The sequence below is a fragment of the Streptomyces sp. NPDC028910 genome (genome assembly GCF_055564955.1).
In genome coordinates this window covers 54,773-80,495 of the sequence record NZ_JBVHVF010000026.1, presented here as the reverse complement: position 1 = coordinate 80,495, position 25,723 = coordinate 54,773, and the positions used below count along the sequence as shown (strand labels likewise).

8 protein-coding genes are annotated in these 25,723 nt (G+C 71.2%); 1 reads left to right on the top strand and 7 read right to left on the bottom strand.

Features of this window, described 5'->3' with window-relative positions:
- Positions 1-2: 2 nt before the first annotated feature.
- From ACZ4TV_RS26945 to ACZ4TV_RS26935, 3 genes are read right to left on the bottom strand one after another with little or no spacing between them, the layout of a single operon-like run.
- Positions 3-740 carry a thioesterase II family protein gene (locus ACZ4TV_RS26945; protein WP_468137551.1) on the bottom strand — a complete coding sequence of 246 codons (738 nt, stop codon included), beginning with the start codon at positions 738-740 and terminating at the stop codon, positions 3-5.
- Positions 737-1,987 (bottom strand): cytochrome P450, encoded by a 1,251-nt coding sequence (locus ACZ4TV_RS26940; RefSeq protein ID WP_468137549.1) that lies wholly within the window; start codon positions 1,985-1,987, stop codon positions 737-739. The genes ACZ4TV_RS26945 and ACZ4TV_RS26940 overlap by 4 nt, the downstream gene beginning before the upstream one ends.
- Positions 1,984-2,205: a phosphopantetheine-binding protein gene (locus ACZ4TV_RS26935; RefSeq protein ID WP_468137547.1), complete on the bottom strand. Its 222-nt coding sequence runs from the start codon at positions 2,203-2,205 to the stop codon at positions 1,984-1,986. The genes ACZ4TV_RS26940 and ACZ4TV_RS26935 overlap by 4 nt, the downstream gene beginning before the upstream one ends.
- Before the next feature lie 450 nt (positions 2,206-2,655).
- Here ACZ4TV_RS26935 and ACZ4TV_RS26930 point away from each other — a divergent pair, with 450 nt between their 5' ends.
- Complete coding sequence (locus ACZ4TV_RS26930; RefSeq protein ID WP_468137546.1) at positions 2,656-4,173, top strand: FAD-dependent monooxygenase; 1,518 nt, start codon at positions 2,656-2,658, stop codon at positions 4,171-4,173.
- Positions 4,174-4,374: 201 nt separating this feature from the next.
- On the opposite strand, the gene ACZ4TV_RS26925 is transcribed toward ACZ4TV_RS26930, so the two are convergent.
- The 4 genes from ACZ4TV_RS26925 to ACZ4TV_RS26910 all read right to left on the bottom strand — a co-directional run bounded on the left by ACZ4TV_RS26925 (position 4,375) and on the right by ACZ4TV_RS26910 (position 25,721).
- Positions 4,375-5,094, bottom strand: a complete 720-nt coding sequence (locus ACZ4TV_RS26925; protein WP_468137544.1) for a thioesterase II family protein — start codon at positions 5,092-5,094, stop codon at positions 4,375-4,377.
- Positions 5,095-5,173: 79 nt separating this feature from the next.
- Complete coding sequence (locus tag ACZ4TV_RS26920) at positions 5,174-9,049, bottom strand: non-ribosomal peptide synthetase (RefSeq protein ID WP_468137543.1); 3,876 nt, start codon at positions 9,047-9,049, stop codon at positions 5,174-5,176.
- Positions 9,050-9,060: 11 nt separating this feature from the next.
- Positions 9,061-17,913 (bottom strand): non-ribosomal peptide synthetase, encoded by an 8,853-nt coding sequence (locus ACZ4TV_RS26915; protein ID WP_468137541.1) that lies wholly within the window; start codon positions 17,911-17,913, stop codon positions 9,061-9,063.
- Entirely contained in the window at positions 17,910-25,721 is a 7,812-nt protein-coding gene (locus ACZ4TV_RS26910) for an amino acid adenylation domain-containing protein (protein ID WP_468137540.1), read from the bottom strand. Before ACZ4TV_RS26910 ends, ACZ4TV_RS26915 begins: the two co-directional genes overlap by 4 nt.
- Positions 25,722-25,723 lie beyond the last annotated feature (2 nt).

The window sequence follows — 25,723 nt, the reverse complement described above, 5'->3', positions numbered from 1 at the left end:
TTTCACCGCCAACAGGTCAGCAACTTCAGCAGTTCGTCGGTCGCGTCCATGAAGTCGTAGTGGCCGCCGTCGACCACCTGGAATTCGACCGAATCCGAGTACTGGCGCCATCCCTGGAGGTCTTCGAGGCTGACGTCGGCGTCGTCCCGCCAGTGCACGACGACGATGGGGCAGTCCACCTTCACCGGCTGAAGCCGCCGGTAGGCGCCCGCGGCGGCGTGATCACGCAGCAGGACGAGCATGCCCATGTCGATCATGTCCGGGCGTGGCTCGATCCCGCGGCCGCGGACGAAGGTCTCCAGCTCGGCGCGCAGCTCGGGCTCGGTCAGGGTGAGCATCCGGTCGCGGGAGGCGTCGTGCGGGGCGGGCTGGCCCGACACGATGAGGCGCTGCGGTCCGGGCAGGCCGCGTTCGGCGAGCCGAAGCACCGCCTCGTAGGCCGCCAGCGCGCCCGCGCAGTGCGCGAAGAACGCGTAGGGCCGGTCCAGGAGCGGCTCCAGCGGTTCGACCAGGGCGGCGGCGAGGTTCTCGTAGGTGCCGTAGTGGGGGTGTCCCAGCCGGTTCTCGCGGCCGGGGAACTGCACCGGGCAGACCTCGGCGTCCGCGATCGCGGCCGGCCAGGCGCTGAAGGCCGAGGCCCCGGACCCGGAGAAGGGGAAGCAGAAGATCCGGGCGGGGTGTCCGGTGGAGTGCGGCCGGACGAACCACGGCGAGGTGACGGTGGTGGAGCCGGTTGTCATGGCGTCTGCCGTTTCTTGCCGACGATGGGCAGGTGGGTCATTCCGGCGATGAAGTAGGACCGCAGGTGCTGCGGTTCGCCGGCCAGATCGATCGATTCGAACCGGGTGAGCAGTTCCTCGAAGAAGACGCGCAGCGTCATCCGGGCCAGCGGTGCCCCGATGCAGAAGTGCGCCCCGAACCCGAACGCGGCCTGGCGCTTGGCGCCGGCCCGTGTGATGTCGAAGGTGTGCGGGTCGGGGAAGAGGGACTCGTCCCGGTTGGCCGATCCGATCCACGCCACGACCGCGCCGCCGGCCGGGATCGTGCCCCCGCCGATGTGGACGTCGTCGACCGCGTACCGCATGAAGTTGCACGCGGCCGAGGTCCAGCGCAGTCCTTCCTCGACCAGGTTGGGGACCAGCGACAGGTCGGCCCGCGCCTTGTCGAACTGTTCGGGCCGCTCGATGAGCGCCTGCACGGTGCCCGAGACGGTGTGCGGCGTCGTCACGTTGGCGCCCAGCAGGATGCTGTAGCCGTCGAGGGCGATCTCCTCGTCGTCCAGCGGCGCGCCTCCCGGACGCACGCTCATGAGGTGGTGGAGCAGGCTGTCGCCCTCTTCCGCGTCCGCCCGGCGGGTCTTGACCCACTGCTTGACGTAGGAGACGAGCTCGTGGTGGGAGATGGCCAGCGTCGCGGCTTCGCTGCCCATCTGGAAGTGCGGGTCCGAGGGGGCCGTCACCATCGCGGTCAGCTGGACGAGTTCTTCCCAGTCCTTCCGCGGGATCCCCAGGAGCGGGCCCGTGACCATCGCCGGCAGGAGCAGCGCCTTCTCGGCCAGGTCGAAGGGCTCACCGTCGAGCGCGGGCTCCAGGAAGCGCTGGATCGTGCCGCGGATCGTGTCCTCCCAGGACTTCACCGCCCGCGCGGTGAGCTTGGAGCCGAGCGGCCGGCGGACCTCGGTGTGCCGCGGCGGGTCGGTGGAGGTCATCAGCACGCCGGCCGCGACGTCGTCCGTCCCGAGGTGGGTGGGGACCGTGCCGCGCTCGGAGGTGAACTCCCGGTGGTCGCTGAGCACGCGGCGGACGTCCTCGTAGCGGGTCACGGACCAAAACTCCCGGCCGTCCGGCAGGACTTGGTGGTGCAGGGGTGCCTTGGCCCGCATCACGTCCCAGATCGGGTGCGGATCACCCGAGGTGTAGAGGTCCAGGTCGAACAGGTCGACGCTGTCGAGGTCGATCTCGCGCGCGGCGCCCGGCGTCAGCCTCACGTCCGCGCCCTTGCCTGCTCGATCAGCTCGGCGACCCGGGCCGGGGTCTGGGCCAGGTAGAAGTCGCGCACGGACAGCTGGACGCCGTAGTCCTGCGACACCCGGTCGATGATCTTGATTCCGGTCAGCGAATTGCCGCCGATCGTGAAGAAGTCATCGTCCGCCCCGACCTCGCGGCCGCCCAGGTGCTGCGCCCACAGCTCCGCGATTTCCCGCACCAGCGACACCGGCGCGCCGGAGGGCGCCAATTGCCGTGTCGGTGCTTCTGCTTGTCCACCTCGCGGGTGGACCTGCGGCGACGATTCCATTGCCAGTCTTTCCTTCCTCCGCCGACCGGGAATGCCCGCTCGCGTCTTTTGGTGCGCTGTCCCGCCGGCGAGACACATTCTTTGAATGGCCGGATCGAGTGTCGCGTGAATTCCCCTGCGTTCACACCGTGTCGGTGGCCTGCGGGGCCCGGCCGGCCGGTGGGGTTGAGAGGGGACCGGCCAGCCTGCATACGAGGGCCCCCGGCGCCTTCGGCCGTCCCGCCGGCGGGACAGGAGGCAAGTTCGACAGCGGCCCGTCTTCTCCCGCGCCGGCGTTTGTTGACCGGCCGATTCGCCTTCCGTGAACGTGAAGGTGATGCGGCGAAGTGAGCGGCGCCGAGGGAATCGAGGGGGAACGAGATGGAACATACCGGCATCGACACGGACGTGGTGATCGCGGGCGCCGGGCCGACGGGCCTGATGCTCGCCTGCGAGCTGCGGCTGGCGGGCGTCGAGGTGGTGGTGGTCGAGCGGCTCGCGGAGCGTACGGGCGAGTCCCGGGCCGGGGGGATGCACTCGCGCACCCTGGAGGTGCTGGACCAGCGCGGAATCCTCGATCGCTTCCTCGCGGTCGGCGAACCACAGCCGGTGGGCCACTTCTCCGGCCTCTATCTGGACTTCGACGAGTCCGAGTCCAGGCACCCCTATCCGCTGATGATCCTGCAGTCCGCCATCGAGCAGCTGCTGGAGGAGCGGGCCGCCGAGCTCGGTGTGCGGGTGCGCAGGTCGTGCGAGGTGAGCGGGATCCGCCAGGACGAGACCGGCGTGAGCGTCGAAGTCGCCACGGGGCGGGCGGGAGCGGCGACGCTGCGCGCCCGCTACCTCGTGGGCTGCGACGGCGGGCGCAGCACGGTCCGCAAGCTGGCGGGCATCGACTTCCCCGGAACCGAGGCGACGATGACCGCGCTGATCGGCGACGTCGAGCTGCCCGAGCTGCGCGAGGACTACGTGTGGGTGCGGCGCTGCGCGGGCGGCGACTACTCGGCGATCGCCTTCGAGCCGGGCTGGTTCCGGGTGATCACATCCGAGTACGACCGTGTCGCGGACCGCGACGAGGCGGTGACGTTCGAGCAGCTGAGGCAGTCTCTGATCAGGCTCGCGGGCACCGACTTCGGGATGCACAGCCCGCGGTGGGTCTCCCGGTTCAACGACGCGGCGCGGCAGGCCGCCCAGTACCGGCAGGGCCGGGTGCTGCTGGCGGGTGACGCGGCGCACATCCACTTCCCGGCCGGCGGGCAGGGGCTGAACATGGGGGTGCAGGACGCGGTGAACCTCGGCTGGAAGCTCGCCTCGGTGGTGCGCGGCCAGGCGCCGCAGAGCCTGCTGGACAGCTACCACGCCGAGCGCCACCCGGTCGGGGAGCGCGTTTTGCACAACACGCGGGCGCAGTCGGCGCTGGCCCGCCCCGGCGCGCAGACGGACGCGCTGCGCGAGGTGTTCGGCTCGCTCATGGTGTTCGACGACGTCAACCGGCATCTGCGCGGCATGCTGACCGCTCTGGACATCCGCTACCCGCTCGACGGGGAGCATCCGCTGGCGGGCCGCCGGGTCCCCGACGCCGGCCTGAAGACCTCTGGCGGCGCCACCCGCGTCTACGAGCTGCTGCACGCCGGCCGTCCGGTCCTGCTCGACCTGGGCGCCGGCGCCGAGGTGGCGGCGCTCGCCCGGGGCTGGGCCGATCGCGTCGACCTCGTCGAGGCGCGGAGCGAGGAGGAGCACTGGCCGGTCCCGGTCGTCGGCGAGATCCCCGCTCCCGCCGCGCTCCTGGTCCGCCCCGACGGCCATGTCGCCTGGGCGGCCGCCGCCGGCGGCGCGTGCGACACCTCCGCGCTGCGGACCGCCCTCACCACCTGGTTCGGTCCGGCCCTACGGGGGTGAGTCGCCGCCCGAGATGACCGGCTGCGCGTGACGGCGGCCGTCAAGACCCTTGTGGTCCTGACGGCCGCCATTCTCGTGCGGGGGTGGCGTCCGGGGGGGGGGCGCGCGGAGCCGCCCCGGCGACGCCTGGTCGGCCGGGGCGGCTCGGGTGGGGGCGCTGAGCAGCTGACCGCGAGCCCGGCGAACCGACCGGTCACAGCACTAGCGGCCGCGGGCGGACTCCGCCTCGATCACGTCCAGTACCTCGCGGCCGAGGTCGACCAGGTACATGTGGTCGCCCGGGAACTCCGCATAGCTGAATCCGGCCGTGGTGGCCGCCCGCCACTGCTGCGCCTCCCGCGCGGTGACCAGTCCGTCGCGGTCACCGCGCAGCGAGACGATCGGCACCGGGAGCGGTTCGTCGGTGCTCGGGACGTAGTTCTCGTGCATCTCGCAGTCGGCCTGCAGCGTGGGGAGGATCAGTTCACGCATCTCCGGGTGATCGAGGGCTTCGTGCCTGAACCCGGCGAACTCCTCGACCCTGGCGAGGAACTCCTCGTCCTCAAGGCCCGTCGCCCGCCGCTCGCGCTGTGTCCACGGCCCCGGCGAGCCGCTGACGACCAGCCGCTCGACGTGCACACCGCGCGCGTTCAGCAGGTGCGCCAGCTCGTAGGCGAGGACCGCGCCCAGGCTGTGCCCGAACAGCACGGTCCGCGCGCCGTCGCCGAGGTCCGCCACGATGTCGTCGATCGAGCCCTTCGCGGCTTCGAGGACATTGCGGTACGGCTCCTGAAGGATCCGCCGCTCCCTGCCGGGCAGTTCGAGCGAGGTCACGCGCCACCGGCCGGCGGACAGCTCCCGCCACGGGTGGAAGAACGAAGGACCTGCTCCCGCGAACGGCACGCACAGCAGCGTGGCCCTCTCCGCGCCTTCCGCGGACATGCCGGGTTTCGTCACCCCGACCAACCCCCCTCATCCATTCGGTGGTTTGTTGAACCGGTTTCGGGAAATCGCTGTCCGGTCATGGGGCCAGCTTGCGGTTGATGACCTCGAAGACTTCGGCCACGGGTGCGGGCAGGTTCATCTCGTGGTGCGTGGCGCACACGTCGTGGACCTCGATGTCGCCGAGGATGTACGGCCGCCACAGGTGGTCATACAGCTCGTCCTTGAGTGTCGCGCTGAAGAACAGCACATCGCCGCGGTAGACGGGCGATTCGAACTTCATCATGAGGGACATGTCGTTGGCCAGGACCTTCGACATGTTGTCCAGGAACTGGTCCTGGTTGTCGGTGTTGATGTACTTGCCGAAGTATTCCTCGAGTTCTGCGCGGTAGTCCGCGAGGGTTTTCCCGGCGTGTATCTCGGAAAATCCGTGGCCGCCCGGGTGGGAGTCGAGGATGGCCATCATGGCGACCTCGTGTCCGCGCCGGTCGAGGGCGTCGGCGACGGCGTGCCCGACCGTGCCGCCGTAGGACCAGCCGATGAGGTGGTAGGGCCCTTCCGGCTGGACCTGGAGGATCTGGGTGACGTAGTCCTCGACCATCTCCTCCACCGATCCGGCCAGCGGGTCGGTGCCGTTGGAGCCGCGGGCCTGCAGGGCGTAGGCCGGCCGGTCCGGCAGGTGCGTCGCGAAGCTGAAGTAGGCCCAGCCCAGGCCGCCTCCGCCGTGGAAGAACCACACCGGCGGCTTGCCCGTGCCGGGGTCGGTGTTGACCGGGAGCACGACCCCGTACGGGTCGGCGACCTCCTCGGGGATGGCGCCGGTGAGCAGCAGCGCGGCCAGCTCGGCCACGGTGGGGAACTTGATGATGGTGCGCAGGGGCAGGTCGACGCCGAACTGGTTGCGGATGCGGACGCTGAGCCGGGTGGCCAGGAGCGAGTGTCCGCCGAGTGCGAAGAAGTCGTCGTCGGTGGCGACCTTCTCCTTGTCGAGCAGTTCGCCGAAGATGGCGCACAGCTTCTCTTCGTGGGAGTTGCGCGGCTCCTTGCCGGCCTGGGTGTGCGGGTGCTGCGACGGCAGTGCCTGGCGGTCGAGCTTCCCGTTGGGGGTCAGCGGAATGTGCGTCAGCGTGATCACGGCGGACGGCACCATGTACTCCGGGAGGCGCCCGCGCAGGTACTGGGACAGCTCGGCGAGCAGCGGTGCGTTCGCGTCCTGGTCGTGGCTCTGGCGCGCGTGGTCCGCCTGGCCGCCGTCGTCGGCCGCCGCGGCGTCGGCGTCGGGCTGGGGCTCGGGCTGGGGCTCGGGCACCACGTAGCCCACGATGCGCTTGTCGCCCTGCTGGTTCTCGCGGACCACGACCGCCGCCTGCGCCACTGCGGGATGCGCGGCCAGCACGTGCTCGATCTCGCCCAGTTCGATGCGGAAACCGCGGACCTTGACCTGGAAGTCGCTGCGTGCGATGTACTCCAGCTGACCGTCGCGGTCCCACCGCACCAGGTCGCCGGTGCGGTACATGCGGGCGCCGGCGGGGCCGTAGGGGCAGGCCACGAACCGTTCCGCGGTCAGGTCCGGCCGGCCCTGGTAGCCGCGGGCCACGCCGGCGCCGGCGATGTACAGCTCGCCCTGCACCCCGCGCGCAACCGGGCACATCCGCGAGTCGAGCACGTACACCTGGGTGTTGCCGACGGGCGAGCCGATCGCGACACCGGCCCCGGCCTTGACGGGCGCCATGGTCGACCAGGTCGTCGTCTCGGTGGGGCCGTACCAGTTGCCGACTTCGGCGGCCTGCTGCGCCAGCGTCTCGGCCAGCCGTGCCGGCACGGCCTCCGCGCCGGTGATGATCCGCAGGTCCTTCGCGGCGTTCGGCTCGTGCGTCAGCAGCATCTGCCAGAAGCCGGGGGTGGCCTGGACCGCGGTGACCTCGTGGCGGCGGATCAGCGCCACCACGGCGGAGGGGTCGGTGACGGTGTCCTTCTTCGCCATGACCATGGTCGCGCCGCAGATGAAGGGGAGGTACAGCTCGGTGTTCGCCATGTCGAAGGACACCGTCGTGCTGAACAGCATCCGCTCCCCCGGGGCCAGCGGGAACCGCCGCTTGGTGGTGGCCAGGAAGTTCGCCACCGCGCCGCGCGGGATCGTCACGCCCTTGGGGGTGCCGGTCGATCCGGAGGTGTAGATCACGTACTGGGTGTTCTGCGGCCGGACGGCCACCTGGGGTGCGGTGTCCGGGTAGTGCGAGCAGTTAGCGCCGGCCAGGGCGTCGGCGTCGAGGACCAGCACCGGATCCGCCTGCTGGAGGACGAAGTCGATGCGGGAGCGCGGGTGGTCCGGGTCGAGGGGAACGTAGGCTCCGCCGGCCTTCAGGACCGCCAGCAGTGCCACCATCAGGTTCACCGTGCGGGGCAGGCACACGGCGACCAGCGCATCGGCTCGCACACCGCGCTCGACCAGCCAGTGCGCGAGCCGGTTGGACCGCACCTCCAGCTCCCGGTAGGTGAGCGACTCCTCCTCGCCGATGATGGCCAGTGCCTGCGGTGTGGCCTGTACCTGCCGGCGCACCGCCTCGATCAGCTCCAGGGTCGGCTCCGCGGTGTCGTTCACCTCCTCCAGCAGCCACTGCCGCTCCCCCGCGATCAGCACGTCGACGTCGCCGACGCACACGCCGGGATCGGCGGCGACCTGCTCCAGGACACGGGCGAAGCGGGCGGCCATGGCCTCGACCGTGTCCCGGTCGAAGAGCTGGGTGGCGTACTGGATGTCGCCGCGCAGCGCCCCCGAGTCGTCGGTGGTCATGCTGAAGAACACGTCGACCTGGGTGGTCGACAGGAGGGCCTGCTGGTAGTCCACGTCGAGGCCGGCGAGTTCCAGGGCCCACTTCTCGGTGTTCTGCCAGCCGCACATCACCTGGAAGTAGGGCCGGTACGCCGCGGAGCGGTCGGGGTTGAGCTGTTCGACCAGTACCTCGAACGGCACGTCCTGGTGCTCGTAGGCCGCCAGCGCCTTGCCGCGGACCTGTGCGAGCAGGTCGGTGAAGGAGGGGTCGGCGGAGAGGTCCATGCGCAGGACCAGGTTGTTGACGAAGCAGCCGATCAGGTCGGACAGTGCTTCGTCGGTCCGTCCGGCGATCGGGGTGCCGATGGGTATGTCGGGCCCGCCGCCGAGCTTGCACAGCAGTACGCCCAGCGCGGCTTGCATGACCATCGACATGGTCATGCCGCGTTCGTCGGCGAGCTTTTGCAGGGCGGCCATGACGTGGGCGTCGACCGTGAAGCCGACCGTGTCGCCGTCGGTGCTGGCTTCCGCGGAGCGCGGGCGGTCCAGCGGCAGGTTCAGCGGCTGCGGCACCCCGGCCAGTTCGGTGCGCCAGTACTCGATCTGGGCGGCGCCGAGACTGCCGGGGTCCGCCAGGTCGCCGAGGACCTCGCGCTGCCACATCGTGTAGTCCTTGTACTGGACGGGCAGGGGCTGCCACTGCGGGGCCCGGCCGCCCTGGCGGGCGGTGTAGGCGGCGGCCAGGTCGCGTGCCAGCGGTGCGCCCGAGCTGCCGTCGGAGGCGATGTGGTGGATGACCAGGACCAGGACGTGTTCCTGGGGTGAGCAGCGCAGCAGGCGTGCCCGCAGCGGGATTTCGGCCGCCAGGTCGAACCAGTGCGCGACGGCCTCGTCGATCGCGGCGGGGACGTCGTCGGGCGCTACGTCGAGCACCGGCAGCCGTACCTGCGCCGATGCCTGCGCCATCGGCAGGATCCGCTGGTGGGGCTCACCGTCGTCGTCCGTCATGTACGTGGTGCGCAGGATCTCGTGCCGTTCGACGACGTCGCTGATCGCCGCGGCGAGGGCGGCCTGGTCCAGGGGGCCGGTCAGCCGGAACGCCGCCGACATGTTCCAGGTCTCCGCGCCCTCCAGTTGGTGCAGGAACCAGGTACGGCGTTGCACAAATGACAGCGGAATCATCACTTCACTCCTCATACGAACATCTGGCGCAAGCTGGGGCGGCGGGCGACGGCCGATTCCTCGAGCCACGGTGCGAGCTCGGCCACCGTCGGCAGGTCGAAGATCTTGCGCAGGGGTATCTCTTTGCCGATCTCTGCGCGGGCGCGGCTGATCAGCCGGGTGGCGAGCAGGGAGTGCCCGCCGAGCGCGAAGAAGCCGTCGTCGATGCCGACTCGTTCCAGGCCGAGGACCTCGGCGAACAGCTTGGCCAAGGTCTCCTCGCGGGCGGTGCGCGGCGCGCGGTAGGCGGCGCCGGTGTACTGGGGCTCGGGCAGCGCGGCCCGGTCCAGCTTGCCGTTGGGCATCAGCGGCAGCCGGTCCAGGAGCACGAAGGCGGAGGGCAGCATGTATTCGGGCAGCCGCTCGGCGGCAAACCGGCGGATGTTCTCGGCGTCGCTTTGGCCGCGGGGCACCAGGTAGGCGACGAGCTGCTGGCCGCTGCCCGCTGCCTTGCGGGCGATGACGGCGGCCTGGGCGACGTCGGGGTGCGCGGTGAGTGTGGCCTCGACCTCGCCGGGCTCGACGCGGAAGCCGCGCACCTTGACCTGTGCGTCCAGGCGGCCCACGTACTCCAGCCGGCCCTCGGCGCTGAAGCGGGCCAGGTCGCCGGTGCGGTACATGCGTGCGCCGGGCGGGCCGAAGGGGTCGGCGACGAAGCGTTCGGCGCTCAGGGCGGCGCGGCCGTGGTATCCGCGGCCCACGTTTCCGCCGACGTACAGTTCGCCGACCGCGCCCGGCGGGAGGGGGGTCAGGGCGGGGCCAAGGACGTAGGCCCGCATGTTGCCGAGCGGGGTGCCGAGCGGTGCGCTGCCCGCCTGGTCCTGGGTCGTGTCGGGGACGGTGAAGGTGGTGGCGTAGAACGACTCGCTCTGCCCGTAGGCGTTGATGATCCGTACACCGGGGAAGGCGGCGTGCGCCGTGTCGATGAGGGAGGAGGGCAGGGCTTCGCCGGCGAAGACGAGTGTCTCCACGCTGGTGCGGTCGCGGATGTGGTCGACGAGTTCGGCGAAGGCGGAGGGGACGGTGGAGATGACGCTGCCGCTCCAGGCTTCCCGCTCGCCCAGGACCAGGACGTCGCGGACCAGTTCGAGGACGCCGCCGGTGGCGAGGGTCGTGAAGATCTCGAACACCGACACGTCGAAGTTGATCGAGGTGCCCGCCAGGAGCCGCTTGCCCGGTGCCATGCCGGCCTGGGTGGCGAGCCGCAGCACGCCGTTGACCACGCATCCGTGGGTGATGGCGACGCCCTTGGGCCGGCCCGTGGAGCCGGAGGTGTACATGACGTACGCCAGTTGCTGCGGGTGGAGCGGCGGTTGGGGGCCGGTGTGGTGTGCGGGCAGGTCGAGCGTGTCGAGGAAGACGTCGGGGGCCTGGTGTTCGGGCAGCGCGGGGGCGGTCGCGGAGTCGGTCAGGACCAGGTGCGGGCGGGCTTCTTCGAGGATGGTCTTCAGGCGGTGGCTGGGGTACTTGGGGTCGATGGGCAGGTAGGCGCCGCCGGCCTTGAGGACCGCGAGGAGGGCGACGACCAGGTCCGCCGAGCGTGGCAGCGACACCGCGACCACCGACTCCGGGCCCACGCCGCGGCCGGCGAGTTCGGCTGCCAGGCGATCGGCCCGGGTGTGGACCTCGCGGTAGGTGAGGCAGTGGCCCTCGGCGATCACGGCGACCTCATCGGGGGTCCGTGCCGCCTGCGCCTCGAGGAGGCCGGTGATCGTGATGTCGGGGGTGGGGGCGTGGGTGTCGTTGAACTCGACGAGGAGTCGCTCGCGTTCGGCCGGCTCCAGGGTGTCGAGCTGTGCGACCTTCAGCTCGGGGGTGGCCGCCAGTTGCCCGAGGACGCGTACGAGGCGGGCCGCGTGCGCCTGCACCGTGTCGCGGTCGAAGACGCCGGGCGCGTATTGGAGGATGAACTGGAGGTGCGGGTCGGCGGCTGCCATCAGGGCCAGCGGGTAGTGGGTGCCGTTGGTGGGGCGCAGGCCGGTGAAGGCGATCCCGTCGGCGGCCGCGGTGGCGGCGGACAGGCCCTCCTGGTCGACGGGGTAGGACTCGAAGACGACCAGGGTGTCGAAGAGGGAGGGCAGGCCGGTGGCCTGCTGGATCTCGGTGAGGCCGTAGTGGTGGTGGTCCAGGAGGCGGGCCTGGCGGCTCTGGAGGCGGTTAAGGACCTCGGCGAGGGTGTCGCCGGGGGTGTACTGGACGCGGACGGGCAGGGTGTTGATGAACATCCCGACCATCGTCTCGACGCCGCTCACCGCGGGCGGGCGTCCGGAGACGGTGGCGCCGAAGAGGAGGTCCTGGCGGCCGGTGAGCTGGCCGAGGAGCAGTGCCCAGGCGCCCTGGACCATGGTGTTGATGGTGACGCCCAGTTCGGCGGCGCGCCGGCCCAGTTGGTCCGACAGGCCTTCGGGGAGGGTGAATTCGACCTGGTGGAGGCCGTCGTCGCCGGCGCCCTGGGCGCCGGGGGCCAGCAGGGTCGGCTCCTGGATGCCGTCGAGTTCGGCCGCCCATGCCCGTGCCGCTTCGTCCCTGTCCTGGCGGGCGCGCCAGGCCAGGAAGTCGCCGTAGCTGCGGGTTGCGGGCACAGCGGCCGCGTCGCCGTGGGATGCGTAGAGCAGCAGCAGGTCGCGCATCAGCAAGGGCATGGACCAGCCGTCGAACAGCACGTGGTGGGCGGTGACGACGAGTTCGGCCCGGCCGGGTTCCAGGACGGCGAGGGCCAGTCGCATCAGTGGTGGGGTGCTGGTGTCGAAGTGGGCGGCCCGGTCCTGGGTGAGGAAGGCCTCGAAGGTTTCGGTTCGCTCGCTTTCGCCGGCCGCCGTCAGGTCGAGGTGCTGCCAGGGCAGGGTCACCCCGCGCGCGGGGACCGCTTGGACGATCTCGCCGTCGGCCCGGTTGACGAACGCCGCGCGGAGGTTGGTGTAGCGCTCCAGCAGGGCCTGCCCGGCCCGGCGCATCCGTTCGGGGTCGACGTCTCCGGAGAGGTGGAACACCAGCTGCATGTGGTAGGCGTCGAAGGAGGATTCGGCGAGCATGGTGTGGAAGAGGATCCCGGACTGCGCCGGGGTCGTCGGCCAGATCTCGGTGAGCTTGCCGAACCGGGTTTCCCAGGTGTCGATCTCCTGCTGGCTCACGGCGACCAGGGGTGCGTCGGTGGGGGTCAGTCCGCCGGCGTCGGGTGTGGTGGCGTGCTGGGCCAGGGCGGTCAGTGCCTGGACCCACAGGGCGGCCAGTTCGGTGACCTCCTGGCGGGAGAGGACACCGGTGGGGAAGGCGAAGTAGGCGGTCAGCTGGTCGCCGTCCTCGGTGGCGCCCGCCACCGCGTTGATCTCCAGCGCGGAGAGCACCGGCATGTCCGCGTTGGGAGCGGCGATGAGGTCCTGGTGGGTGGTGTCCGGTGTCCAGCCCAGGCCGCGCAGTTCTTCGGGGATGTCCGCGCTGGAGGTCCGGCCGAGGTAGTTGAACCCGATCTGCGGCTCGGGTGCGGTGGCCAGCGCGGCGGCGGTGTCGGGGTTGAGGTGGCGCAGCAGGCCGTAGCCGATGCCGTTGTCGGGGACCGCTCGCAGCTGTTCCTTGACGGTCTTGATCGCGTCGCCGGCGGTGGGGCCGGCGGCGAACGCGTCGGCGATGTCGAGGTCGGCCAGGTCCAGGCGCACCGGGAACAGGGAGGTGAACCATCCGATGGTGCTGGAGAGGTCCGCGCCGGGTACCAGGTGCTCTTCGCGGCCGTGTCCTTCCATCCGTACCAGTGCCGAGGTCCCGGATGTGCCGCGTATCTGGCGCCAGCGGGCCAGGGCCAGCGCGAGGCCGGCCAGCAGCCCGTCGTCGGGCCGGCCGCGGAACACGGCGGGCACGGTGGTCAGCAGGGTGTGCGTGACCTGGGCCGGGACCTGGACGCGGACCGTGTCCACGGTGGAGGAGACATCACGCGCCGGGTCCAGTGGGCGTGCTCCCAGCACGGGTTCGTCCGCGCGCAGGATCTGCTGCCACACCGGCAGCTGTGCCACCCGCTGTGGGCTGGCCGCCTCCTCGGCCAGGGCATGCGCCCACCGGCGCAGCGAGGTGCCCGCCCGGGCGGGCTGCGCGGTGCGGTTGTCGCGGACCTGCTGCCAGGCCGAGACCAGGTCCGGCAGCAGGATCCGCCACGACACCCCGTCGACGACCAGGTGGTGCAGCACGATCAGCAGCCGGCCGGCGCCGGTGTCGGAGGTGAACCACACGAACTGCGCCATGACACCCGCGTCGGGGTCCAGCCGGCCCGCGGCCGCGTCGAGTTCGGCGTGCACGTCGGCGTCGGCGTAGGGGACCTCGCGCAGCAGTGCGGCGGGGTCCACGCTGCCGGGCGGCTCGATCCGCAGGCCCGGCTGGGTGCGGTCGAGGCTGGAGCGCAGTACGTCGTGGCGGTCCAGGACGGTTCGCAGCGTGGCGAGCAGCCCGGCACGGTCGATGTCCTGGGGCAGGGTCAGCATCCCGGACATGGAGAACCGGCCGATGCCTGCGCCCAGTGCGAGGACGTGCGCCGCCATCGGGGTCAGCGGGGCCCAGCCGACGCCGCCGCCGGGCAGCTCGGCCAGCGTCACGCGTTCCTCTTGGCGTCCTTCGACCAGTTCCGCGAGCCGCGCGACCGTGCGGTGCTCGAAGATCTCCCGGGTGCTGATCGTGACGCCGCGTGCTCTGGCCCGGGCGACGATCTGGATGGAGCGGATGCTGTCTCCGCCGGTGGTGAAGAAGTCGTCGTCGATGCCGACCGTCTGCAGGCCGAGGACTTCGGCGAACAGCGCGCAGAAGGTCTCCTCGAGCTGGTTGCGCGGTGCCCGGCCGGTGGAGGTCTGTGCGTAGTCCGGTGGCGGCAGCACGCGCCGGTTCAGTTTCCCGCTGGGGGTCAGCGGTATCTCCGAGAGCGGCACGACCGCGGCGGGCACCATGTAGGGGGGAAGACAGCCGCGCAGGTAGTCGGGCAGCTCGGCGAGCAGCGGACCGATCGACTTGGCCAGGGCGGGGGCGTTCGCCAGGATCCGCCGGCCGGCCGGGGCGGGAACGAACGCGCCCGTGACGCCCCGCGCTCCGGCCGGCTGCTGGGGCAGCAGCACGGCGTCGAAGCAGCGCGTGTCCTCGCCCGACCAGGTCAGGACGGCGTCGCGTCCGTGCTCACGGGCCCACCGGAGCAGGTCGTGCGGATCCAGTGGTGTGCCGGGCAGGGACGCCGGGTCGAGGAGACCTGCCGCGACGGCCACGGCGGCCTCCTCGGCCAGCCGCGCGTTGGGTATGCCGGCCACCCGCACCGGTCCGGCTCCCACCCGGTCTTCAAGGGCGGCCAGGTCGGCCAGGGCGGAGAGTTGTCCGCCCCACGGCACCGAGGGCACCTCGCTCAGGTCGGTCACCTCGGCGGGCGCCTTGTGCAGGATGACCTCGTAGCGGTGCCGGGTCAGTTCGTTGTGTGCCTGGCCTTGCTTGAGGCGGATGTCGGCGGCGACGGATCGCTCGCGTGCCCACTGGGTGAACCACTCCGGGGCCAGGACCAGCTCCCGCTCGGCGAGCAGTTCCTTCTCCACCAGCGTGCGCAGTTCCTCGTGCGAGGCGTGCGGGCGTGCCGCACGCTGCACCGCGGTCAGCAGAACGCGCAAGGTTGCGGCGTTGCGGACGTCACCGACGATGACGCGGCCGCCCGGCGCGAGGAGTTCCATGGCCTGGCGCAGCACCTGGTCGAGGTATTCGGCGCTGGGGAAGTACTGCGCCACCGAGTTCAGCACGATGGTGTCGAACCGGCCGCGTGGCAGGTCGGACAGGTCATCGGCCGTGCGGGCGCTCAGGTGGACCCGCTGCCCGTAACCGGCCTGCTCGGCCTGTGCCCGGATCCGTTCCACCACGGGGGCGGAGATGTCGGTGCCCCAGTACTCCTCGACCTCTCCGATGATCTTCGCCATCAGCAGGCCGGAGCCCACACCGATGTCCAGCACCCGGCGCGGCGCGAACCGCAGCACCTGTGCCACCGCCGCGTCCCGCCACTCCCGCATCTGCTCGCGCGCGATCGGCTCGCCGTCGTACGAGGAGGTCCACATCTGGAAGTCCTCGCCCCAGGCCTCGTCCTGGGAGGCGCGGTAGCTGTCGTCGTAGAGCTGGCGCCAGTCGTCCTGTTGGTCGTCTGCGTCCGCTACGGCGGCGTCGGGCTCGGGCACCACGTAGCCGACGAGGCGTTTGTCGCCCGTGTGGTCTTCACGTACGACGACGGTGGCCTGTGCCACACCGGGGTGTGCGGTCAGTGCTTGTTCGATGTCGCCGAGTTCGATGCGGAAGCCGCGGAGTTTGACCTGGAAGTCGCAGCGGCCGATGTATTCGACCTGGCCGTCCCGGTTCCAGCGTACGAGGTCGCCGGTGCGGTACATGCGGGTGCCGGGCCGGCCGTAGGGGCAGGCGACGAACCGGCTGGCGGTCAGGTCCGTCTGGCCGAGGTAGCCGCGGGCGAGTCCGGTGCCGGCCAGGTACAGCTCGCCGGTGACGCCCGGGGCGACCGGGCGCAGGGCGGCATCGAGGACGTAGACCTGGGTGTTCCACACCGGTGCGCCGATCGGTACCCGGTCGGCGCCGGGCAGGTGCTGCCATGCGGTGACCTCGACGGAGGCCTCGGTGGGCCCGTAGAGGTTGTGCACCGCGCAGCCGGGCAGGACCTCGCAGACCTTGTTGGCCAGGGCGGGCAAGAACGCCTCACCGGCGACCTCGATCCAGCGCAGGCTCGTGCACGCCTTGGCCGCGCTCTCGTTGACGAACACCTCCAGCAGGGAGGGCACGAAGTCCGCGCCGGTGACCTGCTCGCGCCGGATCAACTCGGCGAGGTAGGCCGGGTCGCGGCGCCCGTCGGGGCGTGCGATGACGACGGCGGCACCAACCTGGAGCGGCGCGAAGATCTCCGGCACCGACACGTCGAAGCTGGCCGTCGTACTCAGCAGCACCCGGTCCTGCTCGCCGACGTCGAAGTGCGCGAGTCCCCACGCGAGCCGGTTCATGATCGACCGGTGCGCCACCTGCACACCCTTGGGACGCCCGGTGGAGCCGGAGGTGTAGATGACGTACGCGGCGTGGTCCGGCGACAGCGCCCGCTGCGGGTTCGCCTCCGGGTACCCGGACACGTCGGGAAGCGTCTCGTCGAGGACGAGCAGGGGTTCGGCGCTGTCCAGGACGCGCCGTATCCGGTCCTCGGGCAGCTCGGTGTCCAGGGGCAGGTAGGCCGCGCCGGCCTTGACCACCGCGTAGATCGCCACCATCAGGTCGACGGAGCGCGGGATCTTCACGGCAACGAGCCGCTCGGGTCCGGCGCCCTGCTCGAGCAGCCAGTGCGCCAGCCGGTTCGCCCGCCGGTTGAACTCGGCGTAGGTCAGCCTTTCCCGCTCGCCGATCAGCGCCACCCGTTCAGGGGTGCGCTCCACCTGAGCCTCGAACGCGCCCGGCAACGTGCCCGCCGCCACCGGATGGGCGGTGTCGTTGCACTCCAGGAGCAGCCGGTCGCGTTCGGCCGGCTGTAGTACGTCGACGTCCCCCAGGCGCAGGGCCGGGTCGGCGGTCACCTGGTGCAGGATGCGTACGAGCCGGTCGACGATGGCGACGGCCGTGCTGTGGTCGAACACCGCCGCCGAGTACTCCAGCCGCCCGTGCGCGCGCCCGTGGGCGTCCGGGACGATGTTGAAGAAGAGGTCGAACTTGGCGGTGTCGGTGCCGGCCGGGATGGGGGTGACCCGCAGCCCCGGCATCTCGATCTCGGGCCACACGAACTGCCAGGCCAGCATCACCTGGAACAGTGGCGGGTAGGAGGTGGAACGCTCCAGGTTGAGCAGTTCCACCAGCCGCTCGAAGGGAACGTCCTGGTTGTCGTACGCGGCCAGGGCCTTGTCCCGTACCTGCTCCAGCACATCGCTGAACGACGGGTTCTTCGACAGGTCGGCGCGCAGTACCCAGGTGTTGACGAAGAAGCCGATCAGGTCGGCCAGGGCCTCGTCGGTGCGGCCCTCGATCGGGCTGCCGATCGTGACGTCCTCGCCGGCGCCGAGCTTGTTCAGCAGCACGGCCAGTGCGGCCTGGGCCACCATCGGTGCCGTGGCGCCGCGGTCGGCGGCCAGCTTGCCGAGTGCGGAGACCAGGTCGGACTGAAGGAGGAATTCGACGTGGCCGCCGCGGTGGCTGACCACCGCCGGCCGGGGCCGGTCCAGCGGCAGCTGCACCGGCTGCGGCACCTCGTCCAGTTCGCGGCGCCAGTAGGCCAGTTGTGGCGCGGCGACGCTCTCGCGATCGCCGTCCTCGCCCAGCAGTTGCCGCTGCCACAGCGTGTAGTCCTTGTACTGGACCGGCAGCGGCGTCCACTGCGGTGCGCTTGCGCTGTGGCGGGCCGAGTACGCCGAGACCAGGTCCCGCAGGAACGGCGCCATGGAGGAGCCGTCGGCGGCGATGTGGTGGAACACGAACGCCACGACGTGTTCCTGCGGGGCAAGGCGCAACACGGTGGTCCGCAGGGGCAGTTCCGCCTCCAGGTCGAAACCTTGGGACAGGGTCTGGTGCAAGGTGGCGTCGAGCGCGTCGGCGGCGACGTCGATGACCTGGAACTGCGGGGCCGCCTCATGCGGGGACAGGACCCGTTGTTCCGGCGTGCCGTCCGCGTTCTCCACGACCAGGGTGCGCAGGCTGTCGTGCCGGTGTGCGACATCGGTGACCGCCGCGGCCAGCGCCGCGGTGTCCAGCGACCCGTCCAGGCGCAGCACGAAGGGGATGTTGTAGGTCGAGGACGGGCCTTCCAGACGGTGGAGGAACCACATCCTGCGCTGGGCGAAGGACAACGGGATCATCGACGCTTCTCCTGAACGGTCATCTGGCCCAGCTGGGGGCGCAGCTGGGGGCGCAGCTGGGGGCGGTTCGACGTGGCCAGTTCCTCGATCTGGGCGGCCAGTTTGGCGACGGTCGGGCTGCGGAATACCGTCGTGACTTTCACGTCGACGTTGAGCTCGTTGCGTATGCGGCCGATGAGTCGGGTGGCCAGCAGCGAATGCCCGCCGTGGTCGAAGAAGTCGGCGTCGATGCCGATCTCCTGCGCGCCCAGCAGTTCGGTGAACAGCCGGCAGAGGACTTCCTCGTTGTGGTTGCGCGGTCCTCGTCCGGTCACGGCCTCGGTGGGGAGGTCCGGGGCGGGAAGCGCCTTGCGGTCGAGCTTCCCGCTCGGCGTCGAGGGGAGCTCGGCGAGCGGCACGATCGCCGAGGGAACCATGTACTGCGGCAGGCTCTCGCGGGCCAGGTCCGTCAGGGCGGTGAGGTTCAGCTGGGCCGGGGCCTTGCCGCCCGCCGGCACCACGTACGCGACCAGCCGCTGGTCACCGGGGCGGTCCTCCCGCACCAGGGCCACGGCACTGTCGACGTCCGCGTGCGCGGCGATCGCCTGCTCGATGTCGCCGAGTTCGATGCGGAAGCCGCGGAGTTTGACCTGGAAGTCGCAGCGGCCGATGTATTCGACCTGGCCGTCCCGGTTCCAGCGTACGAGGTCGCCGGTGCGGTACATGCGGGTGCCGGGCCGGCCGTAGGGGCAGGCGACGAACCGGCTGGCGGTCAGATCGCTTTGGCCGAGGTAGCCGCGGGCGAGTCCGGTGCCGGCCAGGTACAGCTCGCCGGTGACGCCCGGGGCGACCGGGCGCAGGGCGGCGTCCAGGACGTAGACCTGGGTGTTCCACACCGGTGCGCCGATCGGTACCCGGTCGGCGCCGGGCAGGTGCTGCCATGCGGTGACCTCGACGGAGGCCTCGGTGGGCCCGTAGAGGTTGTGCACCGCGCAGCCGGGCAGGACCTCGCAGACCTTGTTGGCCAGGGCGGGCAAGAACGCCTCACCGGCGACCTCGATCCAGCGCAGGCTCGTGCACGCCTTGGCCGCGGGCTCGTTGACGAACACCTCCAGCAGGGAGGGCACGAAGTCCGCGCCGGTGACCTGCTCGCGCCGGATCAACTCGGCGAGGTAGGCCGGGTCGCGGCGCCCGTCGGGGCGTGCGATGACGACGGCGGCACCAACCTGGAGCGGCGCGAAGATCTCCGGCACCGACACGTCGAAGCTGGCCGTCGTGCTCAGCAGCACCCGGTCCTGCTCGCCGACGTCGAAGTGCGCGAGTCCCCACGCGAGCCGGTTCATGATCGACCGGTGCGCCACCTGCACCCCCTTGGGACGCCCGGTGGAGCCGGAGGTGTAGATGACGTACGCGGCGTGGTCCGGCGACAGTGCCCGCTGCGGGTTCGCCTCCGGGTATCCGGACACGTCGGGAAGCGTCTCGTCGAGGACGAGCAGGGGTTCGGCGCTGTCCAGGACGCGCCGTATCCGGTCCTCGGGCAGCTCGGTGTCCAGGGGCAGGTAGGCCGCGCCGGCCTTGACCACCGCGTAGATCGCCACCATCAGGTCGACGGAGCGGGGGATCTTCACGGCAACGAGCCGTTCGGGTCCGGCGCCCTGCTCGAGCAGCCAGTGCGCCAGCCGGTTGGCGCGCCGGTTGAACTCGGCGTAGGTCAGCCTTTCCCGCTCGCCGATCAGCGCCACCCGTTCAGGGGTGCGCTCCACCTGAGCCTCGAACGCGCCCGGCAAAGTGCCCGCCGCCACCGGATGGGCCGTCTCATTGATCCCCCTGACCAGCCGGTCGCGTTCCTGCTCCGAGAGCACCTGAAGCGCGCCGACGGGCGTGTGCGGGTCCTTGAGGATCTGCTCCAGGACCCGGACGAGGCGGGCGGCGATCTCCTGGGCCGTGTCGCGTTCGTAGAGGTTGGTCTGGTAGTCGAGGGAGAGGCGCAGGTAGGGGTCGGAGGAGTTGAGGGTGAGGGGGTAGTGGGAGCCGGCGAAGGGCCGGATGGCGTCGATGGTGAAGCCCGCCGAGTCGTTCGCCTCGACCATGCCCTCGCGGTCGATCGGGTAGTTCTCGAAGACGACGATCGTGTCGAAGAGGGAGGGCAGGCCGACGCCGCGCTGGATGTCGGCCAGCGGGTAGTAGTGGTGGTCGAGCAGGGAGATCTGCCGGTCCTGCAGGTCGGTGATGACCTCGCCCACGCTCTGGTGGGGGCGGCAGCGGACGCGGGTGGGCAGGGTGTTGATGAACAGGCCGACCATCTCGTCGGATCCGGCCAGGTCGGCGGGGCGGCCGTTGACGGCGGCGCCGAACACCACGTCGTGCTGCCCGGTCAGTTTCGAGAGCAGGACCGCCCAGGCGCCCTGCAGGAGCGTGTTGAGGGTGACGCCCAGTTGGGCGGCGCGGCGGGCGAGTTCGCGGCCCTGGTCGATCGACAGCGGAACCTCGACGCGGCCCAGGCGGGACGCCTCGCCTTTGGTGGGGAGGTCGGCGGCCAGCAGGGTCGGCTGCTCGAATCCGTCGAGTTCTTCCTTCCAGCGGGCGGCTGATGCGTCCCGGTCCTGCTGGGACAGCCAGCCCAGGTAGTCGCCGTAGCTGCGGACCGGGGCGAGTTCCTCGGTCCCGGCGTACAGCCGGACCAGGTCCTTGATCACCAGCGGTGAGGACCAGCCGTCGAAGAGGGTGTGGTGCGCGGTGATGATGAGTTTGGCCTTGTGCGGCCCGCAGGTGAGCAGGGCCAGGCGCAGCAGCGGCGGCCGGGAGGGGTCGAGCTGCTCGGCCCGGTCGTCGGCCAGGGCCTGGTCGATGGCCGTGTCCTGTTCGGCCTCGGCGAGATGGGTCAGGTCCAGGTGCCGCCAGGGTAGGGCGACGTGTTCCGCGACGACCTGGACCGGTTCGCCGTCGGCTCCGGCGAGGAACGCCGAGCGCAGGTTGGGGTAGCGCTGAAGGAGGGCTTGGCCTGCCGCTCGCATGCGGGCCGGGTCCACGTGTCCGGTCAGGTGCAGCAGGAACTGCATGTGGTAGACGTCGAAGGTGCCGTCGGCGAGCGCGGCCTGGAACTGGATGCCGGACTGGCCCGGGCCTTGCGGCCAGATCTGGACGAGGCGGCCGTAGCGTTCCTGCCACTGGTCGATCTCGTCCTGCCCCACTGTGACCAGGGGGGTGTCGGAGGGGGTGAGTCCGCCGGTGCCGGGGCGGGCGGCGTGTGCGGCCATGCCGTGCAGGACCTTGACCCACAGCTCGGCCAGTTCGGCCGTCCGCTCGCGGGACAGGACGCCGGTGGGGAACATGAAGGCGGCCTGCAGTTGTGTGCCGTCGGCGGTGTCGGTGACGACCGAGTTGACCTCCAGCGCGGACAGCGCGGGCAGGTCGGGGTCGGGCATCGGGATCAGCTCGGAGGACCAGTCGGCCGGTATCCATCCCTGGGCGCGCAGGTGTTCGGGCACGTCGGTGCCGGAGATCCGGCCGAGGTAGTTGAAGCCGATCTGCGGCGCCGCGTACTGCTCGAGCTGTGGCGTGGTCTCGGGGTTCAGCCAGCGCAGGAGGCCGTAGCCCAGGCCCTTGTCCGGGACGCCGCGCAGCTGCTCCTTGACCAGTTTGACCGCCTTTGCGGCGGCGGGGCCGCCGGCCATCGCGTCGGGCAGGTCCACGCCCCGCACGTCGATGCGGGCCGGGTACATGCTGGTGAACCATCCGACGGTGCGCGAGAGGTCGGCGCCGGGGACGGCGTCCTCCTGGCGGCCGTGGCCCTCCAGGCGGACCAGCATCGAGCGGTCGTCCCCGCGCCAGTGGTTGACGGCGAGGGCGAGCGCGGCGAGCAGGACGTCGGTGCCGGTGGCCTTGAACGCGGCGGGAAGCGTGGTCAGTACGGCCTCGGTGATGTCGGCGGGCAGCTGCACGCGCACGGTGTCCAGGGTGGACATCACGTCCACGGCCGGGTCGAACGCCCGCTCGCCCAGGGGGAGGTTGGGCGACTCGAGCACGTCGCGCCAGTGGTCCAGTTCGTCCTCCCGCTGGGGGGAGAGGGCCTCGGACTCCAGCGCCGCCGCCCAGCGGCGGGCCGAGGTGGCGACCTCGGGCAGCTCGGGCGTCTGGCCGCAGCGGACTTGCTGCCAGGCCTCGGCGAGGTCCGACATGAGGATGCGCCAGGACACGCCGTCGACGACCAGGTGGTGCAGCACCACGAGGAGCCTGCCGGCGCCGGAGTCGGCGGCGAACCAGACGAAGTCCGCGACGGTCCCGGCCCGCGGGTCGAGCCGGTCGGCGGAGGCTTCCAGTTCCGTCTTCGCCGCCTTCAGTGCGGCGGGGTCCTGCCAGTGGCCGGTGACGGGGACGCGGTGGATCAGGTCCGCCGCCCGCACGGCGCCTGGCGGACGCACGAGGAGACGGGGCTGCGCGCCGCCCACCAGCTGTGCGCGCAGGAGGTCGTGGCGGTCCAGTACGGCGTCCAGCGTCGCGGCCAGTTGGCTTTCCTCGATGCCGGCGGGCAGCTCCAGCACCATCGACATGGCGAAACGGTTCATCGCGCCGCCGTGGGCGAACACGTGCCGTGCCACCGGCGCCAGCGCCATCTCTCCGACGCCGCCGCCCTCCAGCTCCGCCAGCGCGGGCACCTCGTGGCGCCGGTTGGCGGCCACCTCGGCCAGCCGGGCCGCCGTGCGGCACTCGAAGATCTCCCGCGTGCTGAGGTTCAGGCCCCGCGCCCGGGCCCGCGCCACCACCTGGATGGAGCGCAGGCTGTCGCCGCCCACCGCGAAGAAGTCGTCGTCGATACCGACCCGCTCCACGCCGAGGACGTCCGCGTACGCCGCGGTGATGATTTTCTCGGCGTCGGTGCGGGGCTGCCGGTAGGCCTCGCCCAGGAATTCCGGTTCGGGCAGTGCCGAGCGGTCCAGCTTGCCGGTCGGTCCCAGCGGCAGCCGGCCGACGGCCACGAAGGCGGAGGGCACCATGTAGTCGGGCAGCCGTGTGGCGAGGAACTTGCGCAGCTCGGCGGCCGAGGCTCCGGACTGCACATCCACATCGCCGATGCCGCCGGCGCCGTCGTCACCGACGCCTCCTTCGCCGGTGTGCACCACGTAGGCGACGAGCCGGCGCCCGCCCGTGGGCACCTCACGGCTGATCACCACGGCCTGGCTGATCCCGGGGTGCAGGGTGAGCGCCGCTTCGACCTCGGCCGTCTCGATGCGGAAGCCGCGGACCTTGACCTGGCCGTCGCCGCGGCCCAGGCACTCCAGCTGGCCGGCCGCGTTCCAGCGGGCCAGATCGCCCGTGCGGTACATCCGCTCGCCCGCGGGGCCGAACGGGCTGGCGAGGTAGCGCTCGGCGGTCAGGCCGGGGCGGCCGTGGTAGCCGCGGCCCAGGCAGGTGCCGGCCACGTACAGTTCACCGATCACGCCTTGGGGGGCGGGGGTGAGTCCCGGGCCCAGCACGTAGGCGCGCATGTTGCCCAGGGGGGTTCCGATGGGCGCGACGTCGCTGTGGGCGCACTCCTGGGACGCGGCGAGGCTGAAGGTGGTGGCGTAGAAGCTCTCGCTCTGGCCGTAGGAGTTGACGATCCGCGCGTCGGGCAGGGCCTGGCGCACCTGGCGTACCAGCCGGGCCGGCAGGACGTCGCCGGCGAAGACGACCGTGCGTACGTCGGTGGTCTTGTCCAGGTGCCCGGCCAGCTCGCCCAGGACGGAGGGGACGGCGCTGATGACGTGGCCGTCCCAGCTGTCGCGTTCTGCGAGCGTCAGCGCGTTGGCCACGACCTCGGCCGTGCCGCCGGTGGACAGGGTGGTCAGCAGCTCGAACACCGAGACGTCGAAGTTGATCGAGGTGGCGGCCAGTATCTTCCAGCCGGGCTGCGGGTCAAGGACGCGTGCCAGTTCCCGTACGCCGTTGACGACACCGCGGTGGGTGATCGCGGCGCCCTTCGGTGTGCCCGTGGAGCCGGAGGTGTACATCACGTAGGCCAGGTTGTCCGGGCCCAGCGGGGTGGTGCGGCTGGTGTTGTCCAGCGGCCCGGGGGGCGCCTGCCATTGCGTGCGGTGGTCGAGGTTGATGTGTGACATGTCGCCGGCCGGGAGGTCGGGCCAGGTCGCGGTGTCGGTGAGCGCGAAACGCGGGCGTGCTTCGGACAGTACGGTCCGTGCCCGTCCGGCGAGGTACTGCGGGTCCATCGGCAGGTAGCCGGCGCCGGACTTGAGGATCCCGAGCAGGCCGACCACCAGGTCCTCGGTGCGCGGCAGTGCCAGCACCACCAGGTCTTCGGGTCCGGCGCCGCGGCGGGCCAGTTCCCAGGCGACGCTGTTGGCCCTCTCGTCGAGCTCCCGGTAGGTCAAGGTCCGTTCGTCGCACACGATCGCCGGGGCGTCGGGTGTCTTGGCCACCTGGTTTTCGAACAGTTCGGGGATGGTCAGCTCGCACGGCGCCGCAGCGTCGGTGTGCTCGTTGAAGGCGGTGAGCACACGGTCGCGTTCGGCCGCGTCGAGGACGTCGATGGCGCCGATGCTGCGCTGCGCGTCGGCCGTGAGCTGGCCAAGGACGCGTACGAACCGGTCCGCGAGGGCCTGGGCGGTGTCCCTGTCGAAGAGGTCGGTGGCGTATTCCAGACGGACTCCCGCCCCGCCCGAGCCGTTGGGGATCATGTTGAAGAACAGGTCGAACTTGGCGGTCGCGGTCTCCAGCGTCTGGGACTCGACCGTGAGGCCGGCGAATTCCAGGGCGCCCAGGGGTTCCTGCCAGGCGAGCATCACCTGGAAGAAGGGGTGGTAGGCGGTGGACCGGTCCGGGTTGAGGAGCTCCACCAGGCGTTCGAAGGGCATGTCCTGGTTGTCGTACGCGGCCAGGGCCCGGTCCCGTACCCGCTTCAGCAGCTGGAGGAAGGTGGGGTTGCCGGAGAGGTCGACGCGCAGTACCCAGGTGTTGACGAAGAACCCGACGAGGTCGCGCAGTTCCTCGTCGGTGCGGCCGGCGATCGGCGCGCCGAGGGGCACGTCGTCGCCGCAGCCGAGGTGGTGCAGGAGCACCGCCAGCGCCGACTGCATGACCATCGAGACGGTGGTGTCCTGCTGCGCGGCCAGTTTCTCCACGGCTGCGAGCAGGTCGGCGTCGATGGGGAACTGGACGAGATCGCCGCGCGAGCTCATCACTCTGGGGCGCGGGCGGTCGGTGGGCAGGGCCAGTGGCTGCGCCAGGTCGGCCAGGGCGCCTCGCCAGTAGGCCAGTTGCCTGGCGGCCAGGCTGTCGGGGTCGGCTTCGTCACCGAGTACGTCCTGCTGCCACAGCGTGTAGTCGGCGTACTGGACCGGCAGCGGCTCCCACAGCGGGGCGCCGCCTTGCCTTCGGGCCGCGTAGGCGGCTGTGAGGTCGCGCAGCAGCGGTCCGAGGGATTCCCCGTCCAGGGCGATGTGGTGGACCACGAGCACCAGGGTGTGCTCGCGCTGGGCGCACCGCACCAGCCGGGCGCGGATGGGCACGTCGGCGGCCAGGTCGAAGGTCTGCTTGGCGACCTCGTCGATGGCCTGGGCCCGCTGCTGTGGGGTGACCTCGATGACCGGCAGGTCGAACGGCTGGTGGCCGCGGGGCAGGACCTGCTGGTGCGGGACGCCGTCGTCGTCCTCGACGATGACCGTGCGCAGGACCTCATGGCGGTCGATGACGTCGTGGAGCGCCGCCTGGAGCGCGTCCACGTTCAGCTCACCGGTCAGGTGCAGGGCGAAAGCGCCGTTGTAGGTCGGCGAGGGGCCTTCGAACCGGTCCACGAACCACAGCCGGCGCTGCGCGAACGACAACGGGATCATTG